Source organism: Streptomyces sp. SD15, assembly GCF_054462255.1.
In genome coordinates this window covers 20,794-37,064 of sequence record NZ_JBTLMO010000022.1, presented here as the reverse complement: position 1 = coordinate 37,064, position 16,271 = coordinate 20,794, and the positions used below count along the sequence as shown (strand labels likewise).

General features: G+C 71.3%; 12 protein-coding genes. 3 read left to right on the top strand and 9 right to left on the bottom strand.

Going from position 1 to position 16,271, the window contains the following annotated elements; all coding sequences use genetic code 11:
* Positions 1-62: 62 nt before the first annotated feature.
* The 4 genes from ACX28W_RS22390 to recA form a co-directional block, all read right to left on the bottom strand.
* Positions 63-2,597: an FtsX-like permease family protein gene (locus ACX28W_RS22390; protein WP_459000855.1), complete on the bottom strand. Its 2,535-nt coding sequence runs from the start codon at positions 2,595-2,597 to the stop codon at positions 63-65.
* Positions 2,594-3,334: an ArsR/SmtB family transcription factor gene (locus tag ACX28W_RS22385; RefSeq protein ID WP_459000853.1), complete on the bottom strand. Its 741-nt coding sequence runs from the start codon at positions 3,332-3,334 to the stop codon at positions 2,594-2,596. The genes ACX28W_RS22390 and ACX28W_RS22385 overlap by 4 nt, the downstream gene beginning before the upstream one ends.
* Positions 3,335-3,871: 537 nt before the next feature.
* Positions 3,872-4,906 carry a recombination regulator RecX gene (recX, locus tag ACX28W_RS22380; protein WP_459000852.1) on the bottom strand — a complete coding sequence of 345 codons (1,035 nt, stop codon included), beginning with the start codon at positions 4,904-4,906 and terminating at the stop codon, positions 3,872-3,874.
* Positions 4,907-4,909: 3 nt separating this feature from the next.
* Positions 4,910-6,034, bottom strand: a complete 1,125-nt coding sequence (gene recA, locus ACX28W_RS22375) for a recombinase RecA (protein WP_459000850.1) — start codon at positions 6,032-6,034, stop codon at positions 4,910-4,912.
* Positions 6,035-6,475: 441 nt separating this feature from the next.
* Between recA and ACX28W_RS22370 the strand changes: the two genes are divergently transcribed.
* The gene (locus ACX28W_RS22370; protein ID WP_459000848.1) at positions 6,476-6,646 is read left to right on the top strand and encodes a hypothetical protein; all 171 of its coding nucleotides are present in this window, start codon (positions 6,476-6,478) and stop codon (positions 6,644-6,646) included.
* On the opposite strand, the gene ACX28W_RS22365 is transcribed toward ACX28W_RS22370, so the two are convergent.
* Together ACX28W_RS22365 and ACX28W_RS22360 are read right to left on the bottom strand one after the other, a co-directional pair.
* Positions 6,636-7,850, bottom strand: coding sequence for an AI-2E family transporter (locus tag ACX28W_RS22365; protein ID WP_459000846.1), 1,215 nt, complete (start codon positions 7,848-7,850; stop codon positions 6,636-6,638). The genes ACX28W_RS22370 and ACX28W_RS22365 overlap by 11 nt on opposite strands.
* A 60-nt stretch (positions 7,851-7,910) precedes the next feature.
* The gene (locus tag ACX28W_RS22360) at positions 7,911-8,105 is read right to left on the bottom strand and encodes a DUF3046 domain-containing protein (protein ID WP_459000844.1); all 195 of its coding nucleotides are present in this window, start codon (positions 8,103-8,105) and stop codon (positions 7,911-7,913) included.
* Between the two features lie 80 nt (positions 8,106-8,185).
* Here ACX28W_RS22360 and ACX28W_RS22355 point away from each other — a divergent pair, with 80 nt between their 5' ends.
* The gene (locus ACX28W_RS22355) at positions 8,186-9,130 is read left to right on the top strand and encodes a hypothetical protein (protein WP_459000843.1); all 945 of its coding nucleotides are present in this window, start codon (positions 8,186-8,188) and stop codon (positions 9,128-9,130) included.
* 45 nt (positions 9,131-9,175) lie between these two features.
* On the opposite strand, the gene ACX28W_RS22350 is transcribed toward ACX28W_RS22355, so the two are convergent.
* From ACX28W_RS22350 to ACX28W_RS22340, 3 genes are read right to left on the bottom strand one after another with little or no spacing between them, the layout of a single operon-like run.
* Positions 9,176-9,484 carry an AzlD domain-containing protein gene (locus ACX28W_RS22350; protein WP_459000842.1) on the bottom strand — a complete coding sequence of 103 codons (309 nt, stop codon included), beginning with the start codon at positions 9,482-9,484 and terminating at the stop codon, positions 9,176-9,178.
* A complete protein-coding gene (locus ACX28W_RS22345) occupies positions 9,481-10,236 on the bottom strand; it encodes an AzlC family ABC transporter permease (protein ID WP_459000998.1) in 756 nt (251 codons plus the stop codon). The genes ACX28W_RS22350 and ACX28W_RS22345 overlap by 4 nt, the downstream gene beginning before the upstream one ends.
* The gene (locus ACX28W_RS22340) at positions 10,137-11,126 is read right to left on the bottom strand and encodes an AraC family transcriptional regulator (RefSeq protein ID WP_459000840.1); all 990 of its coding nucleotides are present in this window, start codon (positions 11,124-11,126) and stop codon (positions 10,137-10,139) included. The genes ACX28W_RS22345 and ACX28W_RS22340 overlap by 100 nt, the downstream gene beginning before the upstream one ends.
* A 133-nt stretch (positions 11,127-11,259) precedes the next feature.
* Between ACX28W_RS22340 and ACX28W_RS22335 the strand changes: the two genes are divergently transcribed.
* Positions 11,260-16,260, top strand: coding sequence for an ATP-dependent helicase (locus tag ACX28W_RS22335; RefSeq protein WP_459000838.1), 5,001 nt, complete (start codon positions 11,260-11,262; stop codon positions 16,258-16,260).
* Positions 16,261-16,271: the final 11 nt, after the last annotated feature.

Sequence of the window (16,271 nt, the reverse complement as noted above, 5' to 3'; positions counted from 1 at the left end):
GCCCCCTGTTGTAAGGGGCGCCCACCCTTGCGTACCGGCCCTTACCGCTTACGTACTGGCCCTCACTCCTTGGCCGTGGCCGCCGTGACGGGGCGCACCCTCAAGGCCACCCTGCCCGGCAGTGCGGTGGCAACGAGGGCGAGCAGGCCGGCCGTCGCGACCACGGTGACGTACACCAGGGGTGTGACCGACGGAGCCGCGCTGCCCGTCATGCCGACGCTGAAGGCGGTCAGCACGGCGAGCGCGATTCCGCTGCCGAGCGCGGTCGCGAGCAGGAGGACCGAGAGCGCCTCCGTGCGCAGCATTCCGAGCACCTGTCGACGGGTCGCCCCGGCGAGGCGGAGCAGCGCGAACTCGCGGACCCGCTCCGAGACCGACATGGCCAGCGTGTTGACGACGGCGATGGCGGTGAAGGCCAGGACCAGCCCCATGGCGAGGTAGTTGACCTCGGCGTTCGCCTGCTGCCGTTCCGCCTGGATCGAGTCGGCCGTCGCCGGCGCGAGGACGTGGACGCCCGGGAACTCACGGAGGGTAGTCGCGAGTTCTTTCTGTGTACGGGTGGTACTGACAAGGACGGTGGTGGCGAGTGGGTTGTCCACATGGCGTGCGACCAGGTCGTGGGCGAAGGTGAGATCACCGAAGCCGAGGCCCTTGGCATAGACGGCGACGACGGTGAGTGTGGCGGGCGTGCCGTCGCCGAGCGTGAGCTTCAGGGTGCCGCCGGGCTTCAGGTGGAGTTGGTCGGCGGCTAGTTCACTGAGGGCGACGGTGTCTTCGGCGAGCCTCTCCAGGGAGCCGGCCGTGACGTCCGGGTCCCAGGTGCGGGTGAGGCCCTTGGGCGTGACGCCCTGGGCCACGTACTTGTCGAGGCCCACGCGGACGGTCGTACGGACCACTTCGGTGGCGGTGTCGTGGTGCGTACGCAGCTGCCGTGTGGCCTCGGCCGGTACGCCGGGGCCCTGGGCGGCCAGCACCCAGTCGGCGCGGACGCCTTCGCGGGCCTGGGCCCGGGCCGCGTTGCCCAGGGTCGGCTGGACGAAGAGAACCGTGCAGGTCATACCGATGAGAAGGGTGAGAGGTGTGACGACGGAAGCCATCCGGACGGCATGCCCGCGCAGGTTGGCGCGCGCCAGCCGACCTCCGGGACCGATCAGCCGCAGCGGACCCCCGAGGACGGCTGCGGCCGCCCCGACCAGCAGCGGGCCGAGCAGCGCGACGGCGGCGGCGAGGACCACGACGGCCAGGAAGGTCACCGGGGTTGAGGCGGGCTCGGTGCGCAGGACGCTGAGCACGGCGACGAGGACGGCGCCACCGGCGAGCAGGACGAGACCCGCGAGGATCCGTCCCCAGGCCGGACGGGTGCGTTCGGCCCTGGCTTCGGTGAGCGCCTCGGCCGGGCGGATCCGGGCGATCCGGCGGGACGAGATACGCGCGGCGGCCCAGGCTCCGAGGAGCGTCGCGGCGACCGCCGCGAACAGCGGGAAGACGCTGACGGTGTGCTGAAGCGTGGCCGGGACGGCGCCCATGGCCACGAACCGGCTGTGCAGCCAACTGCCCAACGGCAGCCCTGCGAGCGCCCCTGTCATGCCGGCGGCCGCACCGACGATCAGCGCCTCACGGCCGAGGAGTTTGCGGATCTGGCCCGATGTCGCGGCGATGGCGCGCAGCAGGGCGAGTTCACGATGGCGCTGCTGCACGGACAGCGCGAAGGTGCCGACGACCACGAGGACGGCCACGAGCAATGACGTGCCGCCCATCGCGCCGCCCATGCTGACCAGCTTCGTACGCGCGGTGGCCGCGTCCAGGAACTCCACCGGTCCTCGGCCGTCACCGGCGCTGACCTGCGCGGTCGTCCCGTGCAGTGCCTTGGCGACGGCCTGCTTGAGCCCGGCCGTGTCCGTCCCCTCGGCGGGCAGCACCCCGAAGGCGGTTACCTGTCCGGGGTGGGCGGCGAGGCGGCGGGCCTCCTGGGTGGAGAAGAAGAGGGAGGTCTGGTGGCGTATGTCCTGGGCGGGCGCGGCGATTCCGGTCACGCGGTAGGTGCGCGGGCTCTGCGTCGACTGAACGGTGAGGCGGTCGCCCGTCTTCAGGTGGGCGCGTTCGGCGAGGTAACGGTCGACGACGAGATCGCCGTCGGCCTTGGGCGCGACGCCTGTGGTGAGGGTGTACGGGGTCAGCACGGCGGAGTCCCAGGCATGGCCGTAGCCGGGCCGGTCCTTGTCGACGGTTCCTCCGGGTGTCAACGGCTCGGCCAGGAAGGTGAGTTCGGGGATGACTTCACGTACTCCGGGCGCCCGGCGGAGCTTGGCGGCGAGGTCGTCAGGGAGCCAGGCCCGTTCGGCGATCGGCTTGGCCTTGTGTTTGATCTTGGTCTTGCCCTTCTTGTGCTTGACGGTGGTCTGGTGAACGTTCTGGTCGGCGGAGACCACCACGGGGGTCGCGGCATACCGCTCGGTGGCGATCGTGCCACGCAGGCCCGTTTCGAGGAGGGTGCCGCAGGCGGTGATCAGAGCGGCCGCGCACATCAGGGCGAGGAAGGCGCCCAGGAAGCCGCCCTTGCGGGCTCGGACGGTCTGCAGGGCGTAACGCAGCATCATGAGGGGCCGCTCTCCGTTGCGTTGTGAGAAGGTCCGCCATGGGGCAGCCCCTCGGCGTCGCGGGGCAATTCGTCGGTGTCGCCGCGCGGTTCGTCGGTGTCGTCCGGCGCCGGGTTGCTTCCGGGCATGGCGTCAGGGGCCGGGAAGGCAAGGAACCGGGTGAGCACGGTGCGGGCGCTGGGCGGGGTGTCGGCCTCGGGACGCTTGAAGCGGTTGAGCAGTGCGATGTACTCCTCGAAGAACGCGCGGAGTTCGGGGAGGGTCAGCCGGATGCTTCCGCGCGAGTAAGGGAAGGCGTCGGCCCAAGGGTCACCGTCCGCGTCCCCCTGAAGCTGCTTCTGCAGCTGCATCTGCTCGAAGAGTTCGAGGTCGGCGGCGTACGCGTGGTGGTTCAGCTCGTCCATGACGAGCCGCATCTCGGGGCTCTGGCGGCTGCGCGGCGGGAAGCGCCGGTCGCCGGGGACGGCCCGCCACCAGCGCTCCCGGCCGTGGCCGCTTCCCTTGGCCTGCTCCGCCAGTTCTTCCACGAGGCCGTACCGCGCGAGCTCGCGCAGGTGGTAACTGGTGGCTCCGGTGTTGAGCCCGAGCGCTCGGGCCAGCGTCGCCGAGGTGGCGGGGCCGTGCACGGTGAGGTGCTGAAGCACGCGCTGCCGACGGGGCTGCGCGAGGGCCTTGAGCGTGGCGAGGTCGGAGAGCTCGGTGGGGGTGTGCGAAGTCGTCTCCGCGGTTCGCCTCACCGGGGGGTCTGTCGCGCCGGGTTCCTGTGCCATGCGTACACAGTCGTCTGTGCACAGGTACTTGTGCATTGCGGCGGTCCGGCGTCTTCAGCCGGGGGTTAACCCCACCTCGGCAACGGGGAGTTGGACAGTCCCGCCGGGCTCGGACACTCGCCCCTGAGCCCGGAACACACATGGCGCGCGGGCCCGGACATGCGTCGCTCCTGAGCTCGAGCATGCGTGCGCGCACTGAGTGCGGTCGACGCCTCCACTCGGCCCCCTGTTCAGGACGCCGAGATCGGCCCGTCCCACGCCCCCCGGACGCAGCCGTCGGCCCTGAGGCATCCCCGGGAAACCGACGCCGCAACGCCCGCCGGGGCACCCCCTGCCGTGAACCCTCGGAGCCAGAAACCCTCTATCGGGAAGGCGCGGCGTCAGAAAACCTCTATCGGGAACCTCGGGGTCGAAACCCTCTATCGAGAACCTGCGGGGCCAGAAACCCTCTGCTGAGGACCCATGGGACCGGGCCAGAAACCCCCGGCGGGGAACCCCGCAAGGTCAGAAACCCTCGTCCCCGAGCCCCTCCGTGTCCTCGCCCTCTTCCTCCAGGGCTTGGCGGACCACTCGCAAGGCCATGCCCTGGGAGTAGCCCTTGCGGGCAAGCATGCCCGCGAGGCGCCGCAGCCGCTTGTCACGGTCGAGGCCACGCGTGGCGCGCAGCTTGCGCGCCACGAGCTCGCGCGCTGTCGCCTCCTCCTGCTCAGAGTCGAGCTGTCCGACGGCCTCGTCGATCAGCGTCGAGTCGACGCCCTTGGTCCGCAGTTCTTGCGCGAGCGTCCGCCGGGCCAGACCCCGGCCGTGGTGCCGGGACTCCACCCAGGCGTCGGCGAAAGCGCCGTCGTTGATCAGGCCGACCTCCTCGAACCGTGACAGCACCTCGTCCGCCACATCGTCGGGGATCTCGCGCTTGCGCAGTGCGTCCGCGAGCTGCTTCCGCGTGCGCGGGGTCCCGGTGAGCAGGCGCAGACAGATCGCCCGCGCCCGCTCAGCCGGGTCCGCCGGGGGCTCCCCCTCCCCGGCCCTCGACGAGAAAGGAGCGCCTCCGTCCTGTGGGGCACCGGACGGCTCACCGAAACCGCCACGCCTCCGACGCCCTCGTCCACGCGGCCCTCCGTCGCCGCTCCGACCGCCACCGCCACGGCGCGAATCACGACTCGGCGAACTGTGACCGCCTGCCAGGCCGTCACCGTCGCGCGTCAGACCGTCACTGCCGTCGGGCGGGCCGACACGACCGAGTGAGTCGCCGCTCGGCGAACGATCGCCCTCCGAACCGTCTCCGTCCGAACCATGGCCGTCCGGATCTCCGCCGTAAAACCCCTCGGCTCCGTACATCCCGCCGGCCCGACCTCTATACGTCCGACCTCCGTACGCCCGATCTCCGTACGCCCGATCCCCGTACGTCTCGTCTCTGGGCGTCTCGTCTCCGTCGTGCGATCCTCCACCGTCTCTGGCCGAGCCGCCGTCCTCCCCGTGCCCCTGCCCCTCCAAGGCGACGGGGTAGGCGTACTCGGCCCAGTCGGTTCGTCGCGTCATGGGCTAGCTCTTGGCCGCCGCGGCCTTGGACTTGGTGGCCTTGACCGCGGGAGCGGGCACCGTCTTCGCGGCATCGTCCGGGGCGGTCGAGACCGCCGCGTCCGCGCCCGGCTCGGCGGTGGGCTCCTGCGGCTTCACACCGACGCCCAGCTTCTCCTTGATCTTCTTCTCGATCTCGTTGGCGAGGTCGGGGTTGTCCTTCAGGAAGTTGCGCGCGTTCTCCTTGCCCTGGCCGAGCTGGTCGCCCTCGTACGTGTACCAGGCACCGGCCTTGCGGACGAAGCCGTTCTCCACGCCCATGTCGATCAGGCCGCCCTCGCGGCTGATGCCCTGGCCGTAGAGGATGTCGAACTCGGCCTGCTTGAAGGGGGGCGCGACCTTGTTCTTGACGACCTTGACGCGGGTGCGGTTACCGACCGCGTCGGTGCCGTCCTTCAGCGTCTCGATGCGCCGGATGTCGAGCCGCACCGAGGCGTAGAACTTCAGCGCCCGGCCACCCGTCGTGGTCTCCGGGGAGCCGAACATCACGCCGATCTTCTCGCGGAGCTGGTTGATGAAGATCGCGGTGGTCTTCGACTGGTTGAGCGCGCTGGTGATCTTCCGCAGGGCCTGGCTCATCAGACGGGCCTGCAGACCCACGTGCGAGTCGCCCATCTCGCCCTCGATCTCCGCGCGCGGCACCAGGGCGGCGACGGAGTCGATGACGATCAGGTCGAGCGCGCCGGATCGGACGAGCATGTCCACGATTTCCAGCGCCTGCTCGCCGTTGTCCGGCTGGGACAGGATCAGGTTGTCGATATCGACGCCGAGCTTCTTCGCGTACTCGGGGTCGAGGGCGTGCTCGGCGTCCACGAAGGCCACCTGGCCGCCGGCCTTCTGCGCATTCGCCACCGCGTGCAGCGTCAGCGTCGTCTTACCGGAGGACTCCGGGCCGTACACCTCCACCACTCGGCCGCGCGGAAGGCCGCCGACACCGAGGGCGACGTCGAGGGCAGTCGACCCGGTGGGGATGACCTCGATGGGCTCATTCGGCCGCTCGCCCAGGCGCATCACCGCGCCCTTGCCGAATTGCCGTTCAATCTGCGCGAGCGCGGCGTCGAGCGCCTTCTCGCGGTCAGTACCTGCCATGGGTTCCACCCGGTTTGCTTGAGTCGATCGCTTCACGTCAAAGACGCTAACGCCTGCCACTGACAATGCGCCCCGACGCCCGTCCGGCCTGTGGATAACTCGGGCACATCTCCATGAAAACCCCGCCGAAATCCCGTCGAGAGCTCCCGCCGGAGATTCCATAAGAATGGATGTTCGATTTTGGTGTCAAGCGCACCACGCGGCACCTACGAGACTACGTTCGCGGTCCGACAACGGCCTGACCCCAGGCCCGCATCCCGCCAGAACAGGGATACGGCACACCCGCCCACGAGAGGTGCGTCACATAGTCCGCCAGGGGTGCGGCACACCCGCGATGCCTCATCCGGACGTCCGCAAGACAGTGGGGTCCCGACGTCCTCGCCCGGCGCCGGACACACGACACGGCGGATGGCACATCGCTGCAGATGCCAAAGGAAGCTCGTGAGCCTGCACGCCGTGCTGGTCCTGCCCGCGCCGGCCTGGCTGCTGTCGCGTACGCCACGGAGCGGCCGAACGCGACAACACGTCATGTACACAGTCGGCTACTACACGGCGTCGGTTCTGGCCGCCGGGATGTGGGCGGGCGCTCACATGGTGATCCTCATCTGCTGAACAGCCCTCGCAGCCGCACGAAGAGGGAGCGCGAGACCCTGGTCCGGTGTCCGTGCACCCGGGGATCGTCCGTGACGTCGTACCGCTTCACATACGCCCCCAGGAAGGCCTGCAGCGTGGCGACCGCGGGGATGGCGATCAGGGCACCGACGGCGCCGAGGAGTGCGGTGCCCGCGACGACCGAACCGAAAGCGACGGCGGGATGGATGTCCACGGTCTTGGCGGTCAGCTTCGGCTGCAGCACATAGTTCTCGAACTGCTGATATATCACGACGAAGATCAGCACCCACAGTGCGTACCAGGGGTCGACCGTGAAGGCGATCAGCATCGGCAGGGCGCCCGCGAGATACGTGCCGATGGTGGGGATGAACTGCGAGACCAGGCCCACCCAGACGGCGAGCACGGGCGCGTAGGGCACGCCGAGCAACTCCAGCAGGATGTAGTGCGCTATGCCGGAGATCAGCGCCATCAGGCCGCGCGAGTAGAGATAGCCGCCGGTCTTGTCGACGGCGATCTCCCACGCGCGCAGCACCTCGGCCTGCCGGGCGGGCGGCAGCACGGAGCACAGGGCGCGCCGCAGTCGGGGCCCGTCGGCGGCGAAGTAGAACGAGAACAGCGTGATCGTCAGCAGCTTGAAGAGACCGCCCAGTACCTGCGCGGACACGTCCAGGACGCCGGTGGCGCTGTTCTGCACGTACTTCCGCAGCCAGTCGGAGTGGACCAGGCTGTCCTGGACGTCCACCCGTCTCACGTCAGTGTGGAAGGTCGTGTTGATCCAGTTGATGACCGAGTCGAGGTACTCGGGAAAGCCCTCGACCATCTTGACGAGCTGGCCCGCGAGCATCGAGCCGAGCAGCGTGATGAATCCGGCGCTCACGATCAGCACGCCGAAGAACATGAGGAAGGTGGCCAGCCCCCGGCGCATGCCGCGCGAGGCCATCCAGCTCACCGCGGGCTCGATGGCGAGCGCCAGGAAGAACGCGATCAGAATGTTGATCAACAGCCCGATCAGCTGGTGGAATGCCCAACTGCCCAGCTGGAACACGGCGATGAGCGTGAGCGCGAGCACCATGGCGCGCGGCAGCCAGCGCGGCATGCGCCCGCCCTGCGCGGCGGCGTCCCCGCCCGGAGGCGGGGTGGGCAACGTCGTGCCGGACGGTGATGCCTGCTGGTCGACCTGCGCGGTCTCGTCTGTCGGGGCCACGGTGCAAGTCTCGCCCACGCCACGGACAATCGGTGCCCGGGGCCGGATCTTCTTGGCCTGTCAGCGGTTTTCGTACGGAACGTTCATGGTCGTGCACACCACGCGCCACACGTCCTTGGCCTCCCAGCCGGCATTCAGCGCCTCGTTCACGGTCCGCCCGCCGAGTTCCGTCATCACGTGATCGCGCGCGAAGGTGTCGGCGTACCCCGCACCGAAGTGATCCGCCATCCGCTGCCAGAAGACCGTCAACCGCATGACCCCAGTATCCCGCTCCTGAGAGTGGGCCCCGACCGGGACCGCTCGTCGAGACCGCTTTCCGTCCTACGGTCTGACACATGGCCGAATCAGGAGCATCCCCACTCCCCCCGACGCCCCCGGCGCACACCCCGCTCGCACGCGCCGAGCACTTCATCTGGCTCACCGCGCGGGTGCTGGAACAGCGCCGCTTCGCGTATCACTTTCTGGACGGCGACGCCGAAGCGGTGGAGACCGCGCTGGCCGCCTACCGCAACGACGACGGGGGGTACGGTCACGCGCTCGAGCCCGATCTGCGCGGCCCGGTCAGCCAGCCACTGCACACCGGGCACGCGCTGCGCGTCCTCGACTCGATCGGCCGCTGCGGCGGACAGCGCGTGGAGCGCGTATGCCGCTATCTGACCTCCGTGTCAGCGCCGGACGGCGCGCTGCCGGCGATCCATCCCAGCCAGCGCGGCTATCCACACGCTCCCTTCATGCCTGTCGTCGACGACCCGCCGAGCGAACTCCTCGCCACTGGACCCGTGTTGGGTCTGCTGCACCGCAACGAGGTGTGGCACGCCTGGTTGTTCCGGGCCACCGACTTCTGCTGGCAGGCGGTCGAGTCCCTGGAGAAGTCCCATCCGTACGAGATCGAGTCGGCCGTGGCCTTCCTGGACTCCGCTCCCGACCGCCCGCGCGCGCAGGCCGCCGCCGACCGGCTGGGCCGTCTGGTGCGCGAACACCGCCTCGCGGCCCTGGATCCGGAGCACCTCGAAGCGTTCCCGGTAGCGCCCGGTTACGCGCCGGGCGAGCGCCATTTTCCCTACGACTACGCGAAGGCCCCGGGCTCACTCGCACGCGCGTGGTTCACCGACGAGGAAATGGCGCGCTCGCTCGACTTCCTGGCGGGCGAGCAGCAGGAGGACGGCGGCTGGCCGATCCGCTGGCGTCCATGGGCACCGGGCACCGCCCTTGAATGCCGCCCCATGGTGACGATCGAGGCGCTGCGCACACTACGGGCGTACGGGCGGCCCATCGACTGACCCCAGGGGCGCGTGCGCGGACCGCCGACCGACGTGCCCCGGGCGTCAGCCCGTCATCGCCCGTACGCCCGCCGTCACGACCACGGCCGCGCCGACCACGAGCAGGAAGGGGGCGCGAAGGATCAGTGCGACGGCGGCCGCGGCGAGTCCCGCGACCTTCGCGTCGACGACCAGAACGCGCCCGTCGGCGAAGGTCTGCTGGGCCGTGAGGGCGGCCAGAAGGGCAACGGGGAGCAGGGCGGCGAGGCGCTTGACGAACGGCCGCTCCAGGACGCCGACGGGAACCACCAGCCCGATGAGCTTCACGGCATAACAGCCGACGGCGGTCGCGCCGATCGCGATCCAGATGTTCAACGGTCTTCCTTGGGTGCGTCGTTGGCGGTCTTCAGCTCATCGGCGGTCTTCAGATCGCCGGAGGTCCTGGGACTACGGCGCCCCTCCAGGTAGAGGGCGGCTGGAGCGGACAGCGCGGCCACCAGCACGGGGACTCCGGCGGGCAGCACGGGCAGCAGACCGAGCCCCAGAAGGACCGCGACACCGGCCACCGCACGCTCCGTGGTGGTCTTCAGCATCGGCGCGAGCAACGCCAGGAACACCGCGGGCCCGGCTGCGTCCAGCCCCCAGGCGTCGGTGTCGCCGATGGCCTCGGCCCCGACGGCGCCGAGCAGCGTGGTGAGGTTCCACAGCACGTAGAGGGTGAGTCCGGTGACGGTGAAGCCGATGCGGACGCTGCGGCGGGTGGGCTGGGCGAGCGCCACGGCCGTGGTCTCGTCGATGACCCACTGCGCGGCGAACGGGCGCACCGCGCGCGGGAGGGCCAGCAGTTGCGACAGACGCAGGCCGTAGAAGGCGTTGCGTACACCGAGGAAGAAGGCGCCCGCCGCCGCTGTGAGCGGGTTGCCCCCGGCCGCGAGCGCGCCCACGAGCGCGAACTGCGAGGCCCCGGTGAACACCAGGAGGCTGAGCGCGCAGGTCTGCAGCACCGTGAGCCCGCTGCCGGCCGAGGTCACCCCGAAGGCGAAGCCGGACAGTCCGACGGCGATCCCGACTCCCAGGGCGTCCCGGACGACGGCGGCGTCGGGTTTTCCGGCGTCTTCACTGCGTATGTCTGCGAGTGCTGTCTGTTCTGCCACGCCCTGGACGGTAGGTGCGGCCGCCCGTCGGCGTCTTGTACGTTCTTGCGCTCGCGCTGGTAGGCGCCCGGGGGCACGCCCACGATCCGGGTGAAGTGACGGTTGAGATGCGGCTGGTCGGTGAAGCCGACGGCGACGGCCGCCTCGGCGGGCGCACAACCGGCGTCCAGGAGGTGGCGAGCCCGCCGTACACGGGCGTCCGTCAGCCAGGTGTGCGGCGGCATGCCGTAGGTGTCCCGGAAGGCGCGCAGCAGCGCGAACGGACTGGTGCCGAAGTCGGCCGCGAGCCGTTCCAGGGTCGGGGGCTCAGCCATCCGCTCCTCCAGCACGGCACGCGCGCGTACGGCGATCCGGGCGCCCGCGGTGTGCACGGCCCGCTGCGGCAGCGGTCCTCCGTTCAGTCGCAGCAGCCGGGTCACGGCGACCCGCAGCAGCGTGTCGGCGGCGAGCGCGTTGCCCTCCTCTGCGGCGCGGAGCACTTCGTGGACCAGCCCCGCGGCGTGCGGGTCGTCGAGCACCGGGCTGCTGAATCCGGGGGTGCCACGGATCGTGGTGGTCTCGGCGGCGATCTCGGCCACCAGCTCCGGCGAGGGGTACACCGCCCCGTACCGCCAGCCTTCGGGGACGGCCGCCCGGCCCGTGTGCGGGGTGTCGGGATTGACCAGCGCGAGGGCGCCCGGGCCGGCGTACTGGTCACCGCCGCCGTGGTGGAAGACCTCCACCCCGTCGGAGATGGCGGCGATGACGAAGTTCTCATGCGTGTGCCGCACGAAGATCTTCTCGACGAAGCGGGCACGCAGCAGATCGACACCGGGCAGTTCCGCGTACTGCCAGTGCCGCGCCCGCTCCGCCGAACCTGCCATGCCCCCATTCTGCGCCAGGTACGAGGACGGCCCACGCCGTCGGCGACGTCGTCCCCACACTGCGGCGAGAAGTCCTGCGGCCACATTTCCGCAGGTCAGCGCAATTGTCAGTGGCCGGGTGCAGGATGGACGCATGGTCAGCTCCGCACACCGAGCCCTCGACGGCTTCTCCCCCGCGACCCGCGGCTGGTTCACGGGGGCCTTCTCCGCGCCCACCGCGGCCCAGGCCGGAGCGTGGCGGGCCATCGGCGAGGGCTCGGACGTGCTGGTGGTCGCCCCGACCGGCTCCGGCAAAACCCTCGCCGCGTTCCTGGCCGCGCTCGACCAGCTGGCCTCGACCCCACCACCGGCCGACCCCAGGAAGCGCTGCCGGGTGCTGTACGTCTCACCGCTCAAGGCCCTCGCGGTCGACGTGGAGCGCAATCTGCGCAGCCCGCTGACCGGCATCCGACAGGAGTCGGTGCGCCTCGGGCTGCCCGAGCCGGAGGTGAAGGTGGGCATCCGCTCCGGCGACACCCCGCCGGCCGAGCGTCGAGCGCTGGCCACGCGCCCGCCGGACATCCTGATCACGACGCCCGAGTCGCTGTTCCTGATGCTGACCTCGGCGACGCGCGACGCGCTGACAGGCATCGAGACGGTGATCCTGGACGAGGTGCACGCGGTCGCGGGCACCAAGCGCGGCGCCCATCTCGCGCTCACCCTGGAGCGCCTCGACGAACTGCTGCCCAAGCCTGCACGCCGCATCGGCCTGTCGGCGACGGTGCGTCCGGTGGACGAGGTCGCACGCTATCTCTCGCCCCGGCGCAAGGTGGAGATCGTCCAGCCGCCGTCCGGCAAGGAGTTCGACCTGTCGGTGGTCGTCCCGGTGGAGGACCTGGGCGAGTTGGGTGGCTCGCCGGTCGCCAATGGCAATGAGGGCGCCGAGAAGCCCTCCATCTGGCCGCACGTCGAGGAGCGGATCACCGACCTCGTCCAGTCCCACCGCTCGACGATCGTTTTCGCCAACTCCCGCCGCCTGGCCGAGCGCCTGTGCAACCGGCTCAACGAGATCGCGTACGAGAGGGCGACCGGCGAGCCCCTGGAGGAGGCCCATGCCCCGGCCCAGCTGATGGGCGGCTCGGGCGCCGCCCAGGGCGCACCTGCCGTCATCGCCCGCGCCCACCACGGCTCGGTCTCCAAGGAGCAGCGAGCGCTCGTCGAGGAGGACCTGAAGGCCGGCCGTCTCCCCGCCGTGGTCGCCACCTCCAGCCTCGAACTCGGCATCGACATGGGCGCGGTGGACCTGGTCGTCCAGGTCGAGTCCCCGCCGTCCGTGGCCTCCGGCCTGCAGCGCGTGGGCCGCGCGGGCCACCAGGTGGGCGCCGTCTCCACAGGCGTTGTCTTCCCCAAGTACCGCGGCGACCTCGTCCAGGCGGCGGTGGTCACCGAGCGGATGCGCACCGGCTCCATCGAGTCCCTCAGAGTCCCCGCCAACCCCTTGGACGTACTGGCCCAGCAACTCGTCGCCATGACCGCGCTCGACACCTGGCAGGTCGACGACCTGCTCGCCACGGTCCGCCGGGCGGCTCCCTTCGCCTCGCTCCCCGAGTCGGCGTTCACTGCCGTGCTCGACATGCTCGCGGGCCGTTATCCGTCCGACGCCTTCGCTGAGCTCAGGCCCCGCGTGGTCTGGGACCGCGTCGCCGGTACGGTCACCGGGCGCCCCGGCGCACAGCGGCTCGCCGTCACCTCCGGGGGCACCATCCCCGACCGCGGGCTCTTCGGAGTCTTCCTCGCGGGCGCCGACCCCAAGAAGGGCGGCGGCCGGGTCGGCGAACTCGACGAGGAGATGGTCTACGAGTCCCGCATCGGCGATGTCTTCACCCTCGGCACAAGTTCCTGGCGCATCGAGGACATCACCCGCGACCGTGTTCTGGTCTCGCCCGCCCCTGGAGTTCCCGGCAGGCTCCCCTTCTGGAAGGGCGACCAGCTCGGCCGCCCGCTCGAACTGGGCCGCGCGGTCGGCGCGTTCCTCCGCGAGGTCGGATCGCTCCCCAAGGACGACGCCCGGCTCAGGCTGCTCGCCGCCGGACTGGACACCTGGGCCGCGGACAACGTGCTCTCCTACCTCGCCGAACAGCGCGAGGCATGCGGACACATCCCGGACGACCGCACGATCGTCGTCGAGCGGTTCCGCGACGAGCTGGGCGACTGGCGAGTGGTCGTGCACTCCCCCTTCGGCGCCCAGGTCCACGCCCCTTGGGCCCTCGCGCTGGGCGCCCGGCTCTCCGAGCGGTACGGCATGGACGCCCAGGTCATGCACGCCGACGACGGCATCGTGCTGCGCCTGCCCGACGCCGACCTGATGGGCCTGGACCTGCTCGACCAGGAGCCCACGAAGAGGGGCGGAGAGTACGACATCGAGCAGGCCCCCGTCGGCGCGGCGGAGGTCGCCTTCGACAAGGGCGAGGTCGACCAGATCGTCACCGACCAGGTCGGCGGCTCGGCGCTCTTCGCGTCCCGCTTCCGCGAGTGCGCGGCTCGCGCGCTGCTGCTGCCGCGCCGCAGCCCCGGAAAGCGCACCCCGCTGTGGCAGCAGCGCCAGCGTGCCGCCCAACTGCTTCAGGTGGCCAGTGAGTTCGGCTCGTTCCCGATCGTCCTGGAGGCGGTCCGCGAGTGCCTCCAGGACGTCTTCGATGTCCCCGGGCTGACCGAGCTGATGGGTGACATCGAGTCGCGCAAGGTGCGGCTGGTCGAAGTCACCACGCCAGAGGCCTCCCCCTTCGCCCGCTCCCTCCTCTTCGGATACGTCGCCCAGTTCCTGTACGAGGGCGACTCACCGCTCGCCGAGCGGCGCGCCGCCGCCCTGTCGCTGGACTCGCGGCTGCTGGCCGAGCTCCTCGGCCAGGCCGAGTTGCGCGAGCTGCTCGACGCCGATGTCCTGACCGAGCTGGAGCGGGAGCTCCAATGGCTCACCGAGGACCGGCGCGTCAAGGACACCGAAGGCATCGCGGACCTGCTGCGCCTGCTGGGCCCGCTCACGGACACCGAACTGGCCGAGCGCGGCGCCGAACCGCAGTGGGCCCAGGAGCTGGCCTCGGCCCGCCGCGCGATCCGCGTCCGGATCGGCGGCGCCGACCACTGGGCGGCGATCGAGGACGCCGGCCGCCTGCGCGACGCGCTCGGCACGGCCCTGCCCGTCGGTGTCCCGGAGGCCTTCACCGAGCCGGTCAAGGACCCGCTCGGCGACCTCCTCGCGCGGTACGCGCGCACTCACGGCCCGTTCACCTCCACCACGGCCGCCGCCCGCTTCGGTCTCGGCACGGCCGTCACGGACGGCGCTCTGCAGCGCCTTGCCGCGGGGGGCCGCATCGTCCAAGGGGAGTTCCATCCGGCGGGCATCGGTCAGGAGTGGTGCGACGCGACCGTACTGCGCAGGCTGCGGCGCCGTTCGCTCGCGGCCCTGCGCCACGAGCTGGAGCCGGTGCCGCCCGCCGCGCTCGCCCAGTTCCTGCCGCAGTGGCAGCACGTCGGCAGCGGCCACGGGCTGCGCGGCGTCGACGGGCTGGTGCGCGCCATCGAGCAGTTGCAGGGCGCTTCGGTGCCCGCCTCCGCTCTGGAGAAGCTGGTCCTGCCCTCCCGGGTCTCCGGCTACGCCCCCGCGATGCTCGACGAGCTCACCGCCTCCGGAGAGGTGGTCTGGGCCGGGGCCGGTGCGCTGCCGGGCAAGGACGGCTGGGTCTCGCTGTACCTGGCGGATGCGGCCCCCCTGCTCCTGCCGCCCCCGCACCCCTTGGAGCCGACCGCGCTGCACCAGTCGGTCCTGGACGCCCTCTCCGGCGGCTACGGACTGTTCTTCCGCCAGATCGCCGACCAGGTCCGCGCCACCACGCACCCCGACGTCACCGATCCCCAACTCGCCGACGCGATCTGGGACCTGGCCTGGTCCGGACGGCTCACGAACGACACGCTCGCTCCGATGCGCTCCCTCTTGGGCTCGGGCCGCACCGCCGGGTCCACAGCCCATCGCGCCAAGCGCACGGTCCCCCGCGGGCGCTACGGCTCCCTGACCGGCGCCGCCCGCCCCCAGTCACGTACCGGCCCGCCGACCGTGGCCGGCCGCTGGTCACTGCTCCCCGCCCGTGAACCCGACTCCACCGTGCGCGCCCACGCCCTCGCCCGCACACTGCTCGACCGGCACGGCGTGGTGACGCGCGGCGCCGTCGCCGCGGAAGGAGTCGAGGGCGGCTTCTCCGCGGTGTACCGCATCCTGTCCGCCTTCGAGGACAGCGGCCAGGCACGCCGCGGCTACGTGGTGGAAGGGCTCGGGGCCGCCCAGTTCGCGATGGACGGCGCCGTGGACCGCCTGCGCGCGGCGGCGAACGCGCGGGACCGCGGCGAGTCCCTGACCGACCCGGACCTCCCGAGCAGTCTCCCGAGCCCGAACGGATTCCCAGGATCGAACGGATTCCCGGGCCCGCACGCCTCCCCGAGCGACACCAACCGCACGCTCGCCTCCGGCTTCCCCGGCTTCCCCGGCTTCCCCGGCAGCCGCGGACGTCCGAACAACCCCGCCTTCCCCGACGACCACACCCGGCCGGATTCCTTCGACTTTCCGGAGGACTCCGGCTTCGCCGACGACGACCACGGCTTCACGACCGACTCCGCCTTCTCAGCCGACTCCGCCTTCTCCGCAGACCCGGCCTACCCGGCTAGCGGCCCTGCCCTCTCCCCCAACCGCTCCCGCTCCTACTCCCGCGGTACTCCCCATGCCGTAGTCCTGGCCGCCGCTGACCCCGCGAACGCGTACGGCGCGGCCCTCCCCTGGCCCGAGCCCCCCACCGGCGCCGGTCACAAGCCGGGCCGCAAGGCGGGCTCCCTGGTGGTGCTCGTCGACGGCGAGCTGACGCTGTACATGGAGCGTGGCGGCAAGACCCTGCTGGCCTGGCCCTCCGACCCGGACGGCGCGGTCACGGAGGACGCACGTCTGCGTGCCGCCGCCGAAGCCCTCTCCGCGGCCGCCCGCGCGGGCTCCCTCGGCACGGTCACCGTGGAGCGCGTCAACGGCGCCTCCGCCCTGACCTCCCCCATCGGCACCCTCCTGGAGGAGGCGGGCTTCATCGCGACCCCCCGCGGACTGCGCCTGCGCGCGTAAGCGCCCCGCCC